Annotated in this window: 14 protein-coding genes; 3 read left to right on the top strand and 11 right to left on the bottom strand. The window is 52.6% G+C overall.

The genetic code is table 11. From position 1 onward, the window contains the following. Positions 1-17 precede the first annotated feature (17 nt). From J4G78_RS16350 to J4G78_RS16360, 3 genes are all read right to left on the bottom strand, one after another. Positions 18-1,316 carry an aromatic ring-hydroxylating oxygenase subunit alpha gene (locus tag J4G78_RS16350; RefSeq protein ID WP_243457135.1) on the bottom strand — a complete coding sequence of 433 codons (1,299 nt, stop codon included), beginning with the start codon at positions 1,314-1,316 and terminating at the stop codon, positions 18-20. Between the two features lie 382 nt (positions 1,317-1,698). Further along, positions 1,699-1,923: a helix-turn-helix domain-containing protein gene (locus J4G78_RS16355; RefSeq protein WP_207987565.1), complete on the bottom strand. Its 225-nt coding sequence runs from the start codon at positions 1,921-1,923 to the stop codon at positions 1,699-1,701. Further along, the gene (locus tag J4G78_RS16360; RefSeq protein WP_207987566.1) at positions 1,923-2,471 is read right to left on the bottom strand and encodes a hypothetical protein; all 549 of its coding nucleotides are present in this window, start codon (positions 2,469-2,471) and stop codon (positions 1,923-1,925) included. Before J4G78_RS16360 ends, J4G78_RS16355 begins: the two co-directional genes overlap by 1 nt. Positions 2,472-2,596: 125 nt before the next feature. Here J4G78_RS16360 and J4G78_RS16365 point away from each other — a divergent pair, with 125 nt between their 5' ends. Both J4G78_RS16365 and J4G78_RS16370 read left to right on the top strand, forming a co-directional pair. Then, the gene (locus J4G78_RS16365; RefSeq protein WP_207987567.1) at positions 2,597-2,980 is read left to right on the top strand and encodes a hypothetical protein; all 384 of its coding nucleotides are present in this window, start codon (positions 2,597-2,599) and stop codon (positions 2,978-2,980) included. A gap of 144 nt (positions 2,981-3,124) precedes the next feature. Then, positions 3,125-3,748: an outer membrane protein gene (locus J4G78_RS16370; protein ID WP_207987568.1), complete on the top strand. Its 624-nt coding sequence runs from the start codon at positions 3,125-3,127 to the stop codon at positions 3,746-3,748. A 416-nt stretch (positions 3,749-4,164) separates the two neighbouring features. Here J4G78_RS16370 and J4G78_RS16375 read toward each other — a convergent pair whose 3' ends face one another. The 5 genes from J4G78_RS16375 to J4G78_RS16395 all read right to left on the bottom strand — a co-directional run bounded on the left by J4G78_RS16375 (position 4,165) and on the right by J4G78_RS16395 (position 13,696). Then, the gene (locus J4G78_RS16375; RefSeq protein ID WP_207987569.1) at positions 4,165-4,734 is read right to left on the bottom strand and encodes a fasciclin domain-containing protein; all 570 of its coding nucleotides are present in this window, start codon (positions 4,732-4,734) and stop codon (positions 4,165-4,167) included. A 152-nt stretch (positions 4,735-4,886) separates the two neighbouring features. Continuing rightward, positions 4,887-6,509: a BCCT family transporter gene (locus tag J4G78_RS16380; RefSeq protein WP_207987570.1), complete on the bottom strand. Its 1,623-nt coding sequence runs from the start codon at positions 6,507-6,509 to the stop codon at positions 4,887-4,889. Beyond that, positions 6,506-8,503: a tetratricopeptide repeat-containing sulfotransferase family protein gene (locus J4G78_RS16385; protein WP_207987571.1), complete on the bottom strand. Its 1,998-nt coding sequence runs from the start codon at positions 8,501-8,503 to the stop codon at positions 6,506-6,508. The genes J4G78_RS16380 and J4G78_RS16385 overlap by 4 nt, the downstream gene beginning before the upstream one ends. Before the next feature lie 74 nt (positions 8,504-8,577). Beyond that, positions 8,578-11,205 carry a TonB-dependent receptor gene (locus tag J4G78_RS16390; RefSeq protein ID WP_310737227.1) on the bottom strand — a complete coding sequence of 876 codons (2,628 nt, stop codon included), beginning with the start codon at positions 11,203-11,205 and terminating at the stop codon, positions 8,578-8,580. A 352-nt stretch (positions 11,206-11,557) separates the two neighbouring features. Beyond that, positions 11,558-13,696 (bottom strand): molybdopterin-containing oxidoreductase family protein, encoded by a 2,139-nt coding sequence (locus J4G78_RS16395; protein ID WP_243457136.1) that lies wholly within the window; start codon positions 13,694-13,696, stop codon positions 11,558-11,560. A gap of 162 nt (positions 13,697-13,858) precedes the next feature. On the opposite strand from J4G78_RS16395, the gene J4G78_RS16400 reads away from it, so the two are divergent. After that, positions 13,859-14,614, top strand: a complete 756-nt coding sequence (locus tag J4G78_RS16400; protein ID WP_207987572.1) for a glucose 1-dehydrogenase — start codon at positions 13,859-13,861, stop codon at positions 14,612-14,614. A 12-nt stretch (positions 14,615-14,626) separates the two neighbouring features. Here the strand turns inward: J4G78_RS16400 and J4G78_RS16405 are convergent, their stop codons facing one another. The 3 genes from J4G78_RS16405 to J4G78_RS16415 form a co-directional block, all read right to left on the bottom strand. Continuing rightward, on the bottom strand, positions 14,627-15,283 hold the full coding sequence (locus tag J4G78_RS16405; RefSeq protein ID WP_207987573.1) for a DUF2461 domain-containing protein: 657 nt from the start codon (positions 15,281-15,283) through the stop codon (positions 14,627-14,629). 48 nt (positions 15,284-15,331) lie between these two features. Further along, positions 15,332-15,799 carry an ExbD/TolR family protein gene (locus J4G78_RS16410; protein WP_207987574.1) on the bottom strand — a complete coding sequence of 156 codons (468 nt, stop codon included), beginning with the start codon at positions 15,797-15,799 and terminating at the stop codon, positions 15,332-15,334. 120 nt (positions 15,800-15,919) lie between these two features. Continuing rightward, positions 15,920-16,606, bottom strand: coding sequence for a hypothetical protein (locus J4G78_RS16415; protein WP_207987575.1), 687 nt, complete (start codon positions 16,604-16,606; stop codon positions 15,920-15,922). Between the last annotated feature and the right edge of the window lie 52 nt (positions 16,607-16,658).

Raw genomic sequence — 16,658 nt, forward strand, 5'->3', positions numbered from 1 at the left:
CCTGCGCAGGGGCACAGTCATTCCGCCGCTTGCAATTGCTCCATCTGCTCCACCCGCGGATCATTGGGGTAGACCCATTCTTCGCCAATCACCTGATCGACCGCCAGATGCGCGGGAACATTGTCCAGACCAATCATTTTGTCGCAACTTTGATGAAAGCTGTAAATCCGCGCTTCCTGATAGCTCAGCGGCACACTCTTGAACCCATCGCTTTCCATTGATTTTTGGATCATCTCGCCAAATTGCGTGTCTTCCAGGATGATCGGGCTCATGTCGCGGCCATTGGGCTTGCTTTCGTCCGGCACCGTCCACAAGTCTGGCGCTGGACCGTTCCCCCAGTCCAGCGCCATCGTGACGAGCTCCAACCGGGTTGTATTCAATCCGGTCGGCCAGAAAACCAATGGCGGTACAAAATAATTGGATAGCGGCGACACCCAGTTGGGGAACATCGTGTAGCTCTGCGTGCAGGTACGTCCAAATTCGCCGACCGTATCCATTTCCTGCCATTCCGGCGGCGAGTCGACGGCGCGGACATGCGCGCGGTCGGTTTGCTGCGGGGCAGGGGCCAGCATCCGGGCATGGCCATTGGGGAACATAGTGTTCACATTGCGCTTGCTGTCGACCAAAGGCGCCACGGTTTCGGGATGGATGAAGGGCACATGATAGACCTCCATATTGGCCTCCATCGCCACCTTCCAGTTGCAGTTGAGATCGAATGAGTGGCGGGCGGCAAGCCGGATTTTGTCAAACTGAAACTCCTCCCAGTCATTCCAGACGGGGCCAAGCCACTCTTTGAGCGGCATCGCGTCGTCATCAAAACTGACAAAAATAATATTGCCCAGCATCTCGCATTTGACCGGGATGAGGCTGCGGCACGACATATCCAGCCCGGTGAAATCCTGTTTCTCCGGGACGCCGACCAGCTCGCCATCGGTCTTGTAGGTCCAGTTATGATAGCCGCACATCAGGCGGGGTGAGCGGCCCTTTTCCTCGGTCACGACTGGCGCTCCGCGATGGCGGCAGGTGTTATAAAAGGCCCGCACTTCGCCATCCATACCGTGGACAATGATCACTGGTGTGCCGGTATTTTCCCATTTCATAAAGCATCCCGGCTCCGGCACTTCATCTATATGGGCCGCAAACAGCCAGCTTTTCTTCCAGATATGCTGCTGTTCCAGATCATAATATTCCTGGGATGTATAACGACCCGCGGGAAGATCGGGCAGATGCGGAAAGCCTTCTGGCGGCGCGGTCCGTGAAGCTTCCCACTCCATCAAACGCTTCATTTGCACTACATAGGCTGGTTCCATTGACATTGGCTTATCAGTCTCTCCCTAGCACGATAGATGCCATGCCAGTCGCGATAAAGTCGAGTAGTAATAGTGATAAAGGGGCAAGGATTAAGGGCGGAAAGATCGCAAACCAAATTATACAAAATATACGCGTTTTGGGGTTGAAATTCTGTTGAAGCGAGTGTTTGGGACGGTGAGTAGAGGCGTGCTTTTTGACGGGATTGCCGGTCATCGTGGGCCATTATATCAAGTGCATCGGATGTAGGAAAGCGGTTGGGGCTTTTGCAGTTTTTTCAATTCACTGCAGATTGTGGCGGCTATTATCTTGTCGTCGGTCAGGGTAACTCTACAACAACGCTAACGTCCGATTGGGGCGCAGAAGCGAGCATAAACATATAGCCGTCACTTATTTTTCTTCATCAGCACTGGCGGGTACGTAACGCAATAAGTCTCCCGGTGTGCAATCCAGATACTCGCAGATTTTGGCAAGCGTTTCAAACCGAATGCCTTTGACCTTCCCAGATTTTAACAGGGAGAGATTGGCGTCGGTAATGCCAACATGGGCCGCAAGGTCTTTGGATTTCACTTTCCGGACGGCAAGCATCACATCAAGGGTCACTTCTATGGTCATCAGACGATCTGCCTCAGCTCATCTTGCAGTGCGCGTCCTTCGCGCAGCGCCCCCGCCAATGCCATCAGAACAATGCCGATCAGCAGACCCAGGGCATTGAGATCGATCAAATAGATAAAGAAATCAACGCTATTTTGAAGGATCGACTCGGGTTCGATCAGCATCGGCAGCAACACGTCGAAGCCAAGGAAAACCACATATAATAATATCATCGAGACGCCCATTCTGGACAGCGCATTGGACGCACTGTCCAGAAATAGCTCGCCTTTCTCTGCATGCGCTAGAAACCGATTGATGGATCGGAACAACAGCAGAAATGTGAAAACCGCAAGACTGCATATGACAACAAGAGCAATCTGGGAGACCAAGCCCAGCTTGAGATCGTCCGATTCCATCTCAACCATGTCGCGCAATAGCTCCATATCTCCCATTAGAGCCGTGATGGCTGTCAGGATGATGGTCAATCCGACCAGCGACGTCATCACCCCGGAAACAATGCGCAAAGTCCGATAAAGCCACCGGTTCTGGATACTGGCTTTCTGATTCATAGAAACTACCTTTTGAATGACAGATAAAAAATATTGTAAAACAATAAAAAATATTCATGTTTCAGAAAGATTTTAGAGTGTAGCTGGCGATATGCAATCGAAATGTTCAACGGAGGAACGCAAAAATGAGAATTCAAAAAACCAGCGCTATCATGGCAATGGCCTGTGGCAGCCTTGTCCTGGGCGGATGCGCAAACACCGCATCCGGATATCGGCCAATCGTCGATGGCTATGAGGATGACGTCTATCATGCAGACCTCGCCGACTGTCAGGCGCTCGCGAAAACGAAGCGCTATGATAATGGCGACACAAAGACCGCCGCTCTGGCAGGTGCAGTTGTGGGCGGTGCAGTGGGCGCTATTGAAGATGATTCTGTCGAAGGCGCCATAGCCGGCATATTGTTGGGCGGACTGATCGGGGCCGCCGGCGCTACCGAAGAGACGCGAACGGAACGGAAAAACATTGTCATTCGCTGCATGGGTGGCCGCGGACACCCTGTAGTCGGCTGATAAAATACCAGATTTACTAGCAACCTGATCCGGTCGGTTACGACTGGAAATTTCAAAAATTTAACAAACCAATCATCGGGCCTTGTTTTCCGAAGAAGGATTCTTGCGCCCAAATTTTCCCAAAATGTCATGAAAGGACATAAAATGAAGAAGACCCTACTGATTTCCACTATCGCTGCTTTCGGCGTTCTAAGCGGCGCATCGGCTGCGCATGCGCAGAATGACGATGAAAATTTTGAAGGCGTAAAATTTGGCGTCCAAGCGGGCTGGGAGCGCCGCAAGATAGACGACACCTTGTTACCGGCCCCCAATAGTGCGCGCCTGAATGATAAAACCAGTGGCATATCCTATGGCGGGTTTGCTGGATATGACGCCCAGTTTGATGAATTTGTGTTGGGTGTCGAAGCCGATTTCAGCCCCAATGGCAAAACGCTAAGCTCTACGCTGGCCGGCGGCGGTTCGATTGAGCTGGATTCCAAATGGGCCGCAAGCGTTTCCGCCAGAGCCGGCATCGCCATTGTTCCAAAGCTTCTGGCTTATGGCCGGGTTGGCTATGGTGTAAACCGCTATACGGTCCGCCGGTTTGCCGCAGGAAACGACACGGCTGTGGCGACGGACAAGGAGACGGGCAAAGGTATGCTCTACGGCGGCGGTCTGGAATATGCGATCAATCGCAACGCCTCGTTTCGTGTCGAATATCGGCACAATGACAATAAAGGATCGCTTGCCTCGAACCAAGTGCTCGGCGGTTTGACCTTGCGCTTCTAATGCCCCTTTAGAAGCGCATCTCCGGAGGCCGAGCAGCAGTGATTTGAACCCGCTCATTGTCGCTCGGCCTCATTACCTCTGACCATAATAATCAAAGGCTCCTTTATTCAAATGAAAATGACAGCACTTCGCAAGTACCGGTCCAATGCGTATCTGCAGGCCCGGCGTAAACCTCGCTTGGTTCATCGGCAGCCATATAGTTGCAATTGTAGTTATTGGCTCGTGCGATTTCTTATCTGGGGAACGCGCAATTCATGACATAGCTCTTGGCATCCCGGCGTCTTCAATCAAGACACGTTCACTTTCGAGATGTCATCCAGACGTTGCTGATACGCACTGTTATCACGCCAATGAATGGAAACCATGAATAGCTCCACATATCAGCAACGCCCAATTTTAAACCAAAAATATAGCGATTATTTCGGCATCAACACCTGATCGATAATATGAACAGTGCCGTTGCTTGATTCAATATCGGCTTCGATCACGTTCACTTTATTGCCAGCGCCGTCTTCCAGTATAATGCTATCACCTTCCATCGTTGCGGTGATATTTCCGCCTTCCAAAGTGGTCAGACTGGCGGTTCCGCCGCCGTCAGTGATTGCTTTTGCGATATCGGTAGATTTCATATCGCCTTTCACCAATCCAAATCGGGCGATGCTGGCGAGCTCGGACTTGTCGTCCGCCGTCATCAGTTCGTTCACTTTATCCTGACCCATTTTGTCGAATGCTTCGTTATTCGCAACGAATACCGTGAATGGGCCATCGTCTTTCAGGTCAACCGCAATGCCGGAAATAGCAACCATGGTGCTGGCTGTGGACAGGTCCGGATTATTCTGAACAATGGCGGTAAGATTGGTCGGCCCTGCTTCTTCTTCCAACCGTTCGTCATAAATGGCTTGTTCTTCCTCGCTCATTTCAGAGGAGCAGGCGGTGATTGTTGCCAATGCAGCAGTGGCGAGAAATATTTTACTGAGGGGGCTCATGACTTACCTTTCGTTGAGATTCGCCCTTTTATATCATCAATGATCGGGCGATAGCAAAGGGTTAGCGAAACAGATTGGCTTTAAATTTCATTTCCGCCAGATTTCTTGTTGTTCTGTTGGGAAATTTTTTCGCTTTGGACATTGAATCGGCATCATGTGGCAACGCGTTCGGCCTTCAATAGCATGTGTTCCGACATCAATCCTTTGAACAAGCTGTAGCAGCATACCAGCAGGACAAGCGTGAAAGGCAGGCCGCTGGCAATCGTACCGGCCTGCATCGCACCCAATGCGCTGGCTCCACCGCCGACCAATAGCGCCGCTGCGACCATGCCTTGTAATGTCGCCCAGAAGATGCGCTGTGCAACGGGTGCGTCTGTTCTTCCGCCAGCGGTTATGGCGTCAATGACCAGCGATCCGGAGTCTGATGAAGTCACAAAAAATACGATCAGCAAAATGATTGCCAGCGACGAGGCGATGTAGGGCATCGGCATATTTTCCAGCATCTGGAACAGCACCAATGGCGCTTCGCTAATCCCTGCTGGCAGTTGCCCGATACCGTTCTTGATCTGCTCTATGGCCGCAACGCCGAATGTCGTGAACCAGATGATGGCGACAATAACAGGCACGACGAGGACGATTGTCAAAAATTGCCGAATGGTGCGGCCCCGCGAAATGCGCGCTATGAACATGCCGACAAAGGGGGACCAACTGACCCACCATGCCCAGTAAAAGATCGTCCAGCCGTGATACCAGGCTTTGTCTTCGCGCGCCGTCCAGTCACTCAAGGGGATGGCATATTCGGCATAGCTCGCGATAGCGGTGCCAAAGCCGCTAAAGATTTTCAGTGTTGGTCCTGCTGTAAAAACAAAGGCGAGCAGCGCTGCCGCCAGGACCATGTTGATGTTGCTCAGCAATTTTATACCGCCATCCATGCCGCGTATGACCGAAATAATAGCCAATATGGTAATGACCGCGATGAGCAAAAGTTGCGAGGTCAAACTGGCTTCAATGCCGAAGAGAAAGGATATACCCGTTGCGGCTTGCTGCGCGCCCAGACCTAAGGACGTTGCCAATCCGAACAAGGTGGCAATGACCGCAAGAATATCGATGAGATGGCCGGGCCAGCCCCAGATGCGTTCGCCCAATAATGGATAAAAGGCCGAGCGAATGGTTAGCGGCAGCCCCTTGTTAAACGCGAAAAAGGCCAGCGCCAAACCAATGACGGCATATATGGCCCACGGTGTCAGACCCCAGTGAAAGACCGTGGCGCCCAGTGCCAAGCGCATTGCCTCTGGTGTCCGCGATTCCACATTAAGCGGCGTGCCGCCCCAGTCTGTGTAATAGGCCACAGGCTCGGCGGAGCCGTAGAAAACCATGCCGATACCGATGCCTGCGGAGAACAGCATCGCGATCCACGAGGCTGTTCCGAATTCCGCCTTGGCATCTGGTCCTCCCAGACGAATTTTGCCAAGTGGCGAGATGGCAACCGCAACGCAAAAAAGCAGAACGAAGTTCGATGCGATGACAAAGAACCAGTCAAAATGTTCCAGCGTCCATGCCTTGGTCGCTTCCAATCCCGTATTGGCTTTTTCCGGGAAGATCAGCGTCAGCAATACAAATGCGATGGTCAGCGCAGCGCTGATAAAAAATACCGGATTGTGCATCTCAAGCCCGAACGGATTGACGTTATCCTGACCGGCTTCATAATCGGTTTCGTAATCCGTATCGATCACATCCGCCGTTATGTCGGCTGCTGCTGTTTCTGTTCCGCTCACTCTTGAGGCTCCAATATATTGCGTCCCAGCGCATCTTTCAGCGGCTGCAAATGTGTTTCATAATGGCGCCATAGATCGACGCTGGCTTTCGTAATGGGTTGGCGCACCTGCTCTGAACTGGCGGTGCGGACCGCGCGTTCGGTCTGGTGGAAGTCGATACAAGCTTGTTCAAAGGGCAGGCCGAGATAATCGAGCATCCGGCGCACTTGCCCGTCAAGATCATCGAGCACATCTTCATGCTGGACACGCAAAACGGCGCCCGGCAGCACTGCATCCCAGTGGTCCATCAGCTGCACATAGTCGCTGTAATAGCGGCCAATTTCATGCAATCCGTAGGTAAATTCCTGACCTTCGGCAAAAAGCTGCTTAAATCCGGAGAAGCAACAGGCCATTGGTTCTCGCCGGGCGTCGATGATTTTGGCATTGGGTAGAATGAGTTTTATCAGACCAATATGCCGGAAATTATTCGGCATTTTATCAATGAAATAGGGTGCGTCTTGGCGATGGATCTGCGTGCTATCGATAAATTCCTGCCCCATGGCGCGCAATTTGTCGGCATCGAGTTCGTGCAGATTATCAGGATATAGCGAGTCATTGCTCGCCTGTTTCTGGCGCCGCAGGCGATGGGCGAGCGACAATATGTTGGGCAATTCGAGCGTGCCATCAATCTGGCTATGTGATGCCAATATCTGTTCCAGCAAAGTCGATCCGGCGCGCGGCAGGCCTAATATGAAAATGGGGTCGGGCGCATCGCATCCCTTGCCGGATTGCTTTTCAAACAGGGCGGGCGTGCAGGCTGTGGTCTGGCTGTTCAGTTCCGCTGTCATTTGGTCGGCATCATAGCGCGACTGCGTGCGTTTCAATTCATTGCCGCGCTGATAATGTTCAAAGGATGTGTCATAGTCCTTGCGGTCTTCATAGGCTTTGCCGAGCGCGAAACAGATATGGATGCGGTTCTGATAGCTGAGCTGGTTGCCCTTTTCCTGGACTTCCATCAGGCTAAGTTCTTCGTCGCTAAACCGATAGGTTTTCAGATTGGCTAAGCCATAATAAGCATCGCCATAGCCTGGATCTGATTTGACTGCCCCTTGGTAGGAGAGGACGGCCTCTTCATGTCTGCCAAAGGTTTTCAGCGCATGCCCTCGGGAGGTTAAAGTGACCGGATCATCCGGCAATTTTTGCAAGACTTTCTCAAACAAATCCAAGGCTTGCTCATAATCGCCAGTCTGCATGGATTCGATGGCGAAAAGCGATTGAAAGACGGGGTTTTCCGGATCGCGTCGATAGAGCATTTCACTTTGTTGGAGCGCCTCGGCGAATTTCTGACGCTTGCGCAGGATTTGAATATAATCAATCCGCACCTGAATATTATCCGGTTCAAATTCGATTGCGCTTTCCAGCAAGAAATCAGCGTCCTCCAATATGCCCAAACGCGCACCGATATCGGCCAGTAATCGCATCGCTTCGACATGATGGGGGTTTGTTTGCAAGAAATGGCGACAGGCATTTTCCGCCTTGATCAGCTTCCCTTCATGCAACAGATGCGAGACCGCGACCAGTGGCTTGGGCATGGCGGCAATGCGCTGTTCTTGCCCGCGCATCTCCGCAGCGGCGTCGGGACGCCCCCAGCTTTCCAATATATCCGCTTGTGCTTTCCAGCTGGCTTGCAGCACCGGATTGCATATGCAGGCCCGGCGATAAGCGGCCATGGCGCTTTCAGCGTCGCCCATGGCTTTGAAAATATGACCTTCTTCCTGATAGGCACGGCCAAAATCAGGGGAGAGATTTTTCAGCTGATCGAGGCTGGCAAGGGCGGTTTCATTCTGCCCTAGATAGCGCTCACAAACGGCTTTCATATAAAGCGCGTCGATATTCTCTGCTTCATTCTGCAAGACAGATGAAGCAGAACCTAGCGCCGCCTCGAAGCGGCCCTCGTACATTTGAGCGCGCGCCTGTTTTAGCAATTCGGCTATATCAAGACCCGTTTCAGACATATGATCGCGGCTTACTGTCCTTCAAAAAAGGGGAGGCTAACCTGTTGATTAGCCTCCCCCTGTTGTATTGTTCCTTAATAAGTGAAGGAAACCCGCGCGCCAACAGTCAATGGGCGATTGACGGTGATCCTTGAACGATCATTGACGAAATTACCACTAACTTGCGCCCGTTCGTCCGATAGATTGTCACCAAATATCTCGAACGACCATTTGTCATCGCTGATCCCGGCTGACAGACCGAAGGTTGTCCAGCTGTCGAGCGTGATCCGGTTGATCTCGATAATGTCGGTCGCAGCGGATCCCGAATGGGTAACCTGTGGCTGAACATGCGCCGTCCAATCACCAAAGGCGTTCCATTCGTAACGCGCCCGCAAGTTGCCTTGGAAGCCTGGTGCAAAGGCAAGGCTGCGCCCTTCGATCACATCATTGGTCGGCGTGAGAACGTCGGTAATCTCGGTATCCAAAATCGAGAAAGCCGCGCTAACCGTCAAACCGTCCAGTGCATAAGGTGCGATCGTGATGTCTGCTTCAACACCTTTGATTTCCGCATCCGCCGCATTGTCCGAGAAGAACAGATTGGTGATGCCTGGATCAAGCAGCGTGGTTTGCAGATTCTGAATATCCACAAAGAAAGCGTTACCGTTGAAACGGACCTGATTGTCGAAGAGCGACGTTTTCCAACCAATTTCGTAATTGGTGACATCATCCGTATCCAGCTCAAACGGGACAGTAAAGCCGTTCGGCCCCGCTGCACCACCAGGGCGGTTGAGGAGGCCGGGCCGGAAACCTTCCGAATAGGTTGCATAGAACAGCAAGTCATCGGTTGGCGTCCATGTCAGGTTCGCCTTGAAGATGAAGCCATCGGTTGCCGCCTTATCTGGTGCACGCAGGGCATTAAACACCTGTTGGGCCTGACCTGCGCTCAAACCGGCGGCCTGAATGTCAGCCACCGATTGGCCCAGCGTGAATGTCTGGCGCAAGGCGTCGTTACAGCTGCCGATGAAAGTGAAGCTGCCATCGCCATCATAAAGATCGCTGATATTCGTGCCAAATGCATTTTCATCAACACCGCTTGAGTTACAGAAAGACGAGTTGGCGCTGCCCTCTAGATCAACTTCCACATCATAATAACGCGCACCCAAAGTGACCGCGAATTGATCCGAAATATCATAAGTGGCTTCACCAAATATACCGAATTGCTTGTCCGTCCGCTTTACATCGTTGCGGAAGATGGTGCCCGCTGGATAAGCATTGGTGTCTGAAATAAACGCGTTGGGTTGCGAGAAGTTGGGCGGGAAAGAGCCACCGAACAAGTCAATCGCGGTGCTGCCGGGATAGACAAAATCGTTGAGTTCCAGCAATTCCAGATCGCTGTAAAAACCGCCTGCGGTCAATCGTATCGGATAATCTTCCGGTGTATTGAAACGCAGTTCGTGCGTCATCGCCTGGGTTTCCGTTCGAGAGTTCACGAACAGATTTGGTGCCTGACAGGTGCCTGTCGGAGCTGCGCCCGGATAGGATACCGAGCCGTCACAGATATAATAAGGAATATACTGACCAACAAACAGATAGTCGGAATAATCAACCCGCTGTGATGTCTCACGCTCGGTATAAGCACCGGTGTAAACGAGTTCCAGCGCGCCGATCCGGCCTTCCAAAGTCCAGCTGGTGTTGCTGAAATCATCCTTGATCTCATCCTGCTCAAAGCGTTGGATTTCGAGATCACCCAAGGTTGGATCTTCAAAGAATACGCCGTCCGAGTCCAGACCCTGACGGGCATGGGCAACGGTAAGGCTCCAGTCATTGGAAAATTCATATTTACCGCTGACCCGAAAACCGAGATATTGCGTGTCGTTGAAATTATTCTCCACCAAGGCGCTGTTGTCAGCCAAAATGAAGTTCACCGCACTAAGATCAGCGCCGGCTTGCAAACCGGCACGACTGGCATTCACCGGTACGCCATTGTCCCGGATCGTACCAGCTGGCCGGAAACGCGCACTTTCGGCAGCGCTGCGTGTGCCAGCGACATTATCGATATAGCCGCCTTTATTATCATAATAACCAACAGCACGGATCGCGAAGCGGTCTGTAACCGGGATGTTTACCATGGCTTCGATATTGTTGCTCGGATCGCCATTTTTGGTGAACGAAACACCGGCTTTGGCTTTGAACTGAAATTGCCCGATGACTGGCTTGTTGGTGATCAAGCGGACCGTGCCTGCCTGTGAGCTGGCACCAAATAAAGTGCCTTGTGGCCCTGACAAAACTTCCACGCGCTCAAGGTCAGCCGCGTAAACATCGAGGTTACGGCCTGGTTGTGACACTGGCTGTTCGTCGAGATAAAGCGCCACGTTGGGAGCCAGACCGGCAACACCAGCCGTTGTCAGGTTGGGTGTGGTAGAAGCCAGACCACGAATATAAATCGTGCTTTGACCCGGTCCGCCGCCGCCAGCGGTAACGCCGGGCAGTTGCTGTAGATAGTCGTCAAAGACAGTTACGCCCAATTGATCGAGTGTTTCTTCACCCAATGCCTGAACAGCAACGGCAACATCCTGTAAATCTGCTGACCGTTTTGTCGCCGTAACGACAATTTCCTGCACGCCTTTTTGCTGTTCGTTATTTGCTGTTTCTTGAGCTTGTGCCGATACACAGCCCATAGCTGCGATCACCGCAAGCGATGCGCCCGTTTTTAAATATATCAAATAACCCTCTTGTGGTTTTATTAGAATTCTAGGGAAAAATAAATTCGACCGGTCAAAACCTATCGAACCCATTGCAAAGCCAAAAAAAACTGTCCCCGACGATATTGGCCTTCAAAATGTACGGCTATGTATAGCGCCTATTTCAGGTTTGTGAACCGCCCTAAGGGGCATGTGGTGCATCAAAGTCACAGATTTTACATAGACGATCGTTTAATCCTGTCATCCCGCACGGGAATCTGCCAAAAATTGCTGAAAAAGATGGAAATTTGAAGTCTTTGCCGGCGACAGACAAGCTTCAGGCAACAAGCCAGCTCAAGATGCCTGGTACCGACACTGTAAAGACACGATAGACCTAAGCTGCGTTCACCCGCACCGGTATCGCGCTTTGTACGGCTTGGCCGGTAATCGGGTCGAGCCAGTTATCATCGACAATCAGCCGGTTGGTCGAGCCGCCCTTGGTCATCACGTCATCCTTGCCCGCCTCGCTATCACCAAAGGCATGGCTCATCGAAATCACACCTGGGCGAACTTTTTCGTCCGCTTTGGCCATTCCGAAAATTGAGGCAGTCGGCGATGTGATTTCGATAATCGCGCCATCGCTGATGCCAGCCTTCGCCATATCATCGGGATTGATGAAGGCCGGGTTGGTCGGCATTTTCTCGACCAGTTTAGGGAAAGGATGGCCATTGCTGTTATAACGGTGCTTGGACCGGCGGGATATCAAGCGGAAGTCAAAGCCGTTTTTGACCGGATCATTGGCCGCATAATCGATGAGCTCGCTTGGCATCGCGCCAGCGTTCAGGTCAAAGCGGTTCTCGCTGTCCGGATCGGCAGGGCCGACAACCGGGTGTAGTTCATCATAGGTAATTGCCGCGCCTTTACGTTCCAGTGCCGCGGCATCCGCTTTCGCCTTACTGGGTTTGAGCAGCGAGCCCTCTGAAATCAAATCAAGCACGGTTGCTTTGTCGGGACATTCATCCATCGATACGGAACCGCCGGGATAGTTCATTTCGATGCCCATATGCTTGGCCAGCCACCAGAGCATTTCATATTCGTCCATCGTGTCGCCTGGGGCCGAGACCATGGCTTCGGTATAATGGGCATAAGCCTCTTCGGTAAAGGCATCAGAGACGTTGTTAATGTCTTCGCGTTCCAGACACATGCTGGGCGCCAGGATGATGTCGGCGCGCTTGGCGCTGGCGGACATCCAAGGATCGACCTGAATAAATAATTCGCATTCTTCGAGTGCGCGGCGGACTTTATGTTGGTCGGGGAAAGCAATTTCGGGATTGCCGCCAATCGAGATCAGCGCCTTGATCTGACCGTCGCCCGGCGTGAGGATTTCATCCGCAAGGACATTGCAAGGCATTTCCTTGCCGAGATGACCCAGACCGCGGATGCGGGATTTGGGAAAGCCTTCGCCAAACATGGGGACTGGCGGCGCAACTTGCGCTTTTTTGGGCCCGCCGCTGACCGGATTGAACACCATCGGTGCGGACACTCTTTCGCCTTCCTGATTGAAGCGCGCGCACAGGATGTTGAGCGATGCCACCAGATATTCGGTGAGCGTGCCATTGCCCGCCATTTCCGGACCGGTGCCGGTCACGACGCGGCCTTTATTGGCGCCAGCAAACATACGGGCAGCCTTGATCAGCTCGTCCTTTTCCACCCCGGCACGCTTGGCGGCCGCATCAGGTGTCATCGATTTAACAGCGGCTTCCAGTTCCTCAACGCCGTCGACATGAGCGGCAACGAAATTCTGGTCGAACAGCTTTTCTTCAAAAATTACGTTGAGCATGCCAGCGAGCAGGGCAGGGTCCTCGCCCGGTTTCACAGGAAGATGGACGTCAGCCCGCCGGGCCATGTCGCTGACGCGCGGGTCGGCGACGATGAGCTTCAAACCGCGCTCCTGTGCGTCACGCAGGCCGCGCGATGGAGACGATGTTGGCATGCCGCCGGAATAATGCGAGACAATCGGGTTATTGCCGACAAACATGGCTACGTCAGAATCGGTAAAGGCATTGCCACCACCCATCCACATGCCATAGCGCGCGGTCGTAAAAACCTTGGCGGGCTGATCCACGGTGACGCTGGTGTACCAGTTGCGAGAGCCGATGCCCTGCGCAAAGGCGTAAGATGTCCCTAGAACAGCGCTATTCTGAAACGCATTGGTGCCGCAATAGACCGCGATGCTGTGAGGGCCGTGCTCCTCAACCATCTTTTTCATCTGTGCGCCGGCCAGTGCCAAGGCGTCTGCCGTTGCAATGTCCTTGAACGTGCCGTCTTCCTGACGGATTTTGCTAGTGATCATCCGGTCTGGAAGGTTGTGCATATCGGTGAGCTGACGGCCCTTGATGCAGGTATAGCCATGGAAAAGATGATCTTCTTTGTCGCCGCGCACCGCGACAACTTTGTCATCCTCCACATCGATCAGCATCGCACAGCTCGCATGACAGAATCGGCAAAAGCTTCGTTTGGTTTCCACGGCCACAATTTATCTCCTAATTGCTCCGATATTATCAGCGACTGGGGGCAGCGCGACTGGCAAAACTGTGCAGGACGATGGTATTCGCGCAGTATCTATTCTGTGTATTGCCACGATCTGTTCCGAAGGGGCAGTAGGACGCTAAACTGCTATTACAGGAGATGAATTATGGGCCGTGTGCAGGATAAAGTGATATTGCTGACCGGAGGAGCAATGGGTCTGGGCAGGGCCGCCGCAGCCCGGTTGGTGGAAGAGGGCGCACGCATTGTCATCACGGACCACAATGTCGAAGCGGGGATGAAAACGGCCCAGGCGCTTGGTGATGATGTGGAGTTTCTGGAACAGGATGTGACTGACCCTGATCGCTGGGCCGAGGTCATCGCGCATATGGAATCGAAATATGGCCGACTGGATGTGTTGATTAACAATGCTGCTGTCACGGTTTTCGGTTCGATCGCTGATGTCAGCTATGAAGATTTCAAGCGCTGTTACACTGTCGATGTGGACTCTATCTTCCTCGGCTGCAAATCCGCGATGGATTTGATGAGCAAGACCGGTGGTTCGATGATCAACTTTTCATCCGCTGCAGCGATCAGTGCGAGCGCGGACCTCGTCGCCTATAATTCGGCAAAGGCGGCCCTTCCGATGCTGACGAAATCCATCGCGCTGTATTGTGCGAGGGAAAAAAACGGCGTGCGGGTCAACGCGGTGCTGCCCGGGACGATCATGACACCCAACGTGCAAAGTGTGATCGACGGAACGCCTGATCCCGCCGCAACGGAGCAATCCTTTGCCTTGGCCCAGCCGATTGGACATATGGGCGAGCCCGATGATATTGCGCATCTGCTGGTGTATCTGGCATCCGATGAGAGTAAATTTGCAACCGGTGCAGCTTTCGCTGTGGATGGCGGCTTGAGCATATAGGAAAAGGACGGGTTAAAACTCTACACCCAAAGCATCGGCAATAAAGCCCATAAGCGGCGCGACTTTTTCAAATTGCGTCTCGACCGCGTCTTCAAACTTGGCAGATGTTGCAAGCTTTTCATCCGCATCCCGAAAACTGAAAAAGCTCTTGCGCCTGAGGTCGTCGATCAGCGGATGATCAGCATCAAAGCCCTTGGGCGCACGGACCAGCTGGTCGCCGCGCAAGTCTATACCGTCAACGGCCTCTTGCCAGCGTGCGGGCTTGTCGACAATGCGTTGGCGAATATTGCGCAAGGCTTCTCCTTTTGGTCCCCAGACACCGCCGCCAAAGAAAACCTCTCCGGGGCCGAGATGGACATAAAATCCGGGCGCATGGGCATCTTTCCCCGCTGCATGGCGGAACTGGCATCCGACATGGGTTTTGTAGGGGCTCTTGTCTTTCGAAAAGCGTGTGTCACGGTAGATGCGAAAGCGGCTGCCGCCATTGGGGCGGGGATCAACGGTAATGTGAGGGCTGATGGCAGCTACGCGGGGCACCATATTGGCGATGAAGTCGGTGACTGGATCGACGACTTCGGCTTCGTAACGCTTTTTCTGCGCCTTGAACCAGTCGCGGTCATTATTCTGTTCCAGTTCCCGCAGAAAGTCGAAAAGCTCATGGCCAATCATTACAGTCTCCCTAATAGGACACCAATCTGTCAGCCCGGAGCAGGGGAGTCAATTTAGGCCACTATCCCATTTTTCAAATTGGCTGTTTCCGATAAATCCAATGGCTTGAACACCAGAGCGTTTGACGGTCGCGATCGTGTGGTCAAATATTTCATAGCGGGCATTGGCATCCGTTTGCATGTGAAGCTGCGGCAGGTCGGGGTCTTTGGCCATCGCCGTGAGCAGGGTTTTGAGTTCCGGTTCCGTCACAGCTTCACCATTCCAAAGGGTCACCCCTGCATTGTTTATCCGCAGCAAGTTGATCTCCGGCGGCTCACCTGATCCGGGGATCGGAGGCGGCAGAGTGACCTCGACTTTATGGGTCGCAATCGGGATAGAAAGCATCAACATAACCAACAAGACCAGAAGCACGTCAATAAGAGGTGTGATATTCAGCTGCGACATCGGTTGGTTTTCCGAAAGGCCGATACCATGCTGGCGAAACGTTGGCCGGTGCGTGGGTCTATATGTTGGCATATTCTCTCTCCCGTTTTGACTAATACTCCAATAAATTTATGTAATGTTATAACATCATATCCAATTTTCTGTACGATGCAAATTTGGTCACCGGGACCTTATTTTTTGATCTGGCATCGGCTATCGCGATACCCGTCTCAGGCCGCTATGCTTTTGCAACCGGTTTTCGCTAAAGTTCTTTCCCAAGGCCGAGCCAGAGACCTTGACTTCAGAGCTTTTTACATAGGTCCGGCCATCCGGCGCTCTGGCGCAGCGCAGGTCAAGACTGAACGACTTTATTCGCGCGAGCAAATTGATCTTGAACGATTTCGGAGCGGTCAGGCGATAGCTTAATATAGCCGGATTTTCTTTGTCGATGGTGACGGTGCCGGTCAGGTTCTTGGTAAATTTTGCATCGTCTTTGTTTTCCATATTCAGCTTTGGCTTAAAGGCATAAGTCGCCGTCGCTGCGGTCTGGCTGATCAGCCGCGCATTGGCCGGAATACTCTCGAACATCGCGCTGCACCAGAAATCCTTGTCGCCGTTTTTTTCCGCTTCTGCGACCGCTTCCTTAAATTCTTTGGTCCAAGCCGATTTTGCCGGGCGGTTGACGGTAACCCGCTTGCCGACTGGGCGGGTAGGGTCAACCCGACCTGCCGCCGATATTTTCGGTGTTTGATAACTGATATCATAGGAATAGACTGGTCCGTTTGTCGGTGCTTTCATCGCTTGTTGAAGCGGTGTTTGTGCCAAGGCCGGCGCCGACAAGAGTAGGCTTGAAGAGACCAGAAGCAGCGGAAAGGTTACGGGAAGGCGATATATAGTCACGATATAATACTCCAATTTACGCGGTAGGAATTGATCCAGTTGGATATATTAT

The organism is Parasphingorhabdus cellanae, from assembly GCF_017498565.1.
In the GTDB taxonomy this organism is placed as follows: Bacteria; Pseudomonadota; Alphaproteobacteria; order Sphingomonadales; family Sphingomonadaceae; genus Parasphingorhabdus; species Parasphingorhabdus cellanae.

Coding starts and splice junctions, on each gene's coding strand:
- J4G78_RS16355 (WP_207987565.1), bottom strand. CDS start 1,923: ATGACCATAGAAGTGACCCTTGATGTGATGCTTGCCGTCCGGAAAGTG.
- J4G78_RS16410 (WP_207987574.1), bottom strand. CDS start 15,799: ATGCCAACATATAGACCCACGCACCGGCCAACGTTTCGCCAGCATGGT.
- J4G78_RS16370 (WP_207987568.1), top strand. CDS start 3,125: ATGAAGAAGACCCTACTGATTTCCACTATCGCTGCTTTCGGCGTTCTA.
- J4G78_RS16360 (WP_207987566.1), bottom strand. CDS start 2,471: ATGAATCAGAAAGCCAGTATCCAGAACCGGTGGCTTTATCGGACTTTG.
- J4G78_RS16405 (WP_207987573.1), bottom strand. CDS start 15,283: ATGATTGGCCATGAGCTTTTCGACTTTCTGCGGGAACTGGAACAGAAT.
- J4G78_RS16385 (WP_207987571.1), bottom strand. CDS start 8,503: ATGTCTGAAACGGGTCTTGATATAGCCGAATTGCTAAAACAGGCGCGC.
- J4G78_RS16400 (WP_207987572.1), top strand. CDS start 13,859: ATGGGCCGTGTGCAGGATAAAGTGATATTGCTGACCGGAGGAGCAATG.
- J4G78_RS16350 (WP_243457135.1), bottom strand. CDS start 1,316: ATGTCAATGGAACCAGCCTATGTAGTGCAAATGAAGCGTTTGATGGAG.
- J4G78_RS16365 (WP_207987567.1), top strand. CDS start 2,597: ATGAGAATTCAAAAAACCAGCGCTATCATGGCAATGGCCTGTGGCAGC.
- J4G78_RS16375 (WP_207987569.1), bottom strand. CDS start 4,734: ATGAGCCCCCTCAGTAAAATATTTCTCGCCACTGCTGCATTGGCAACA.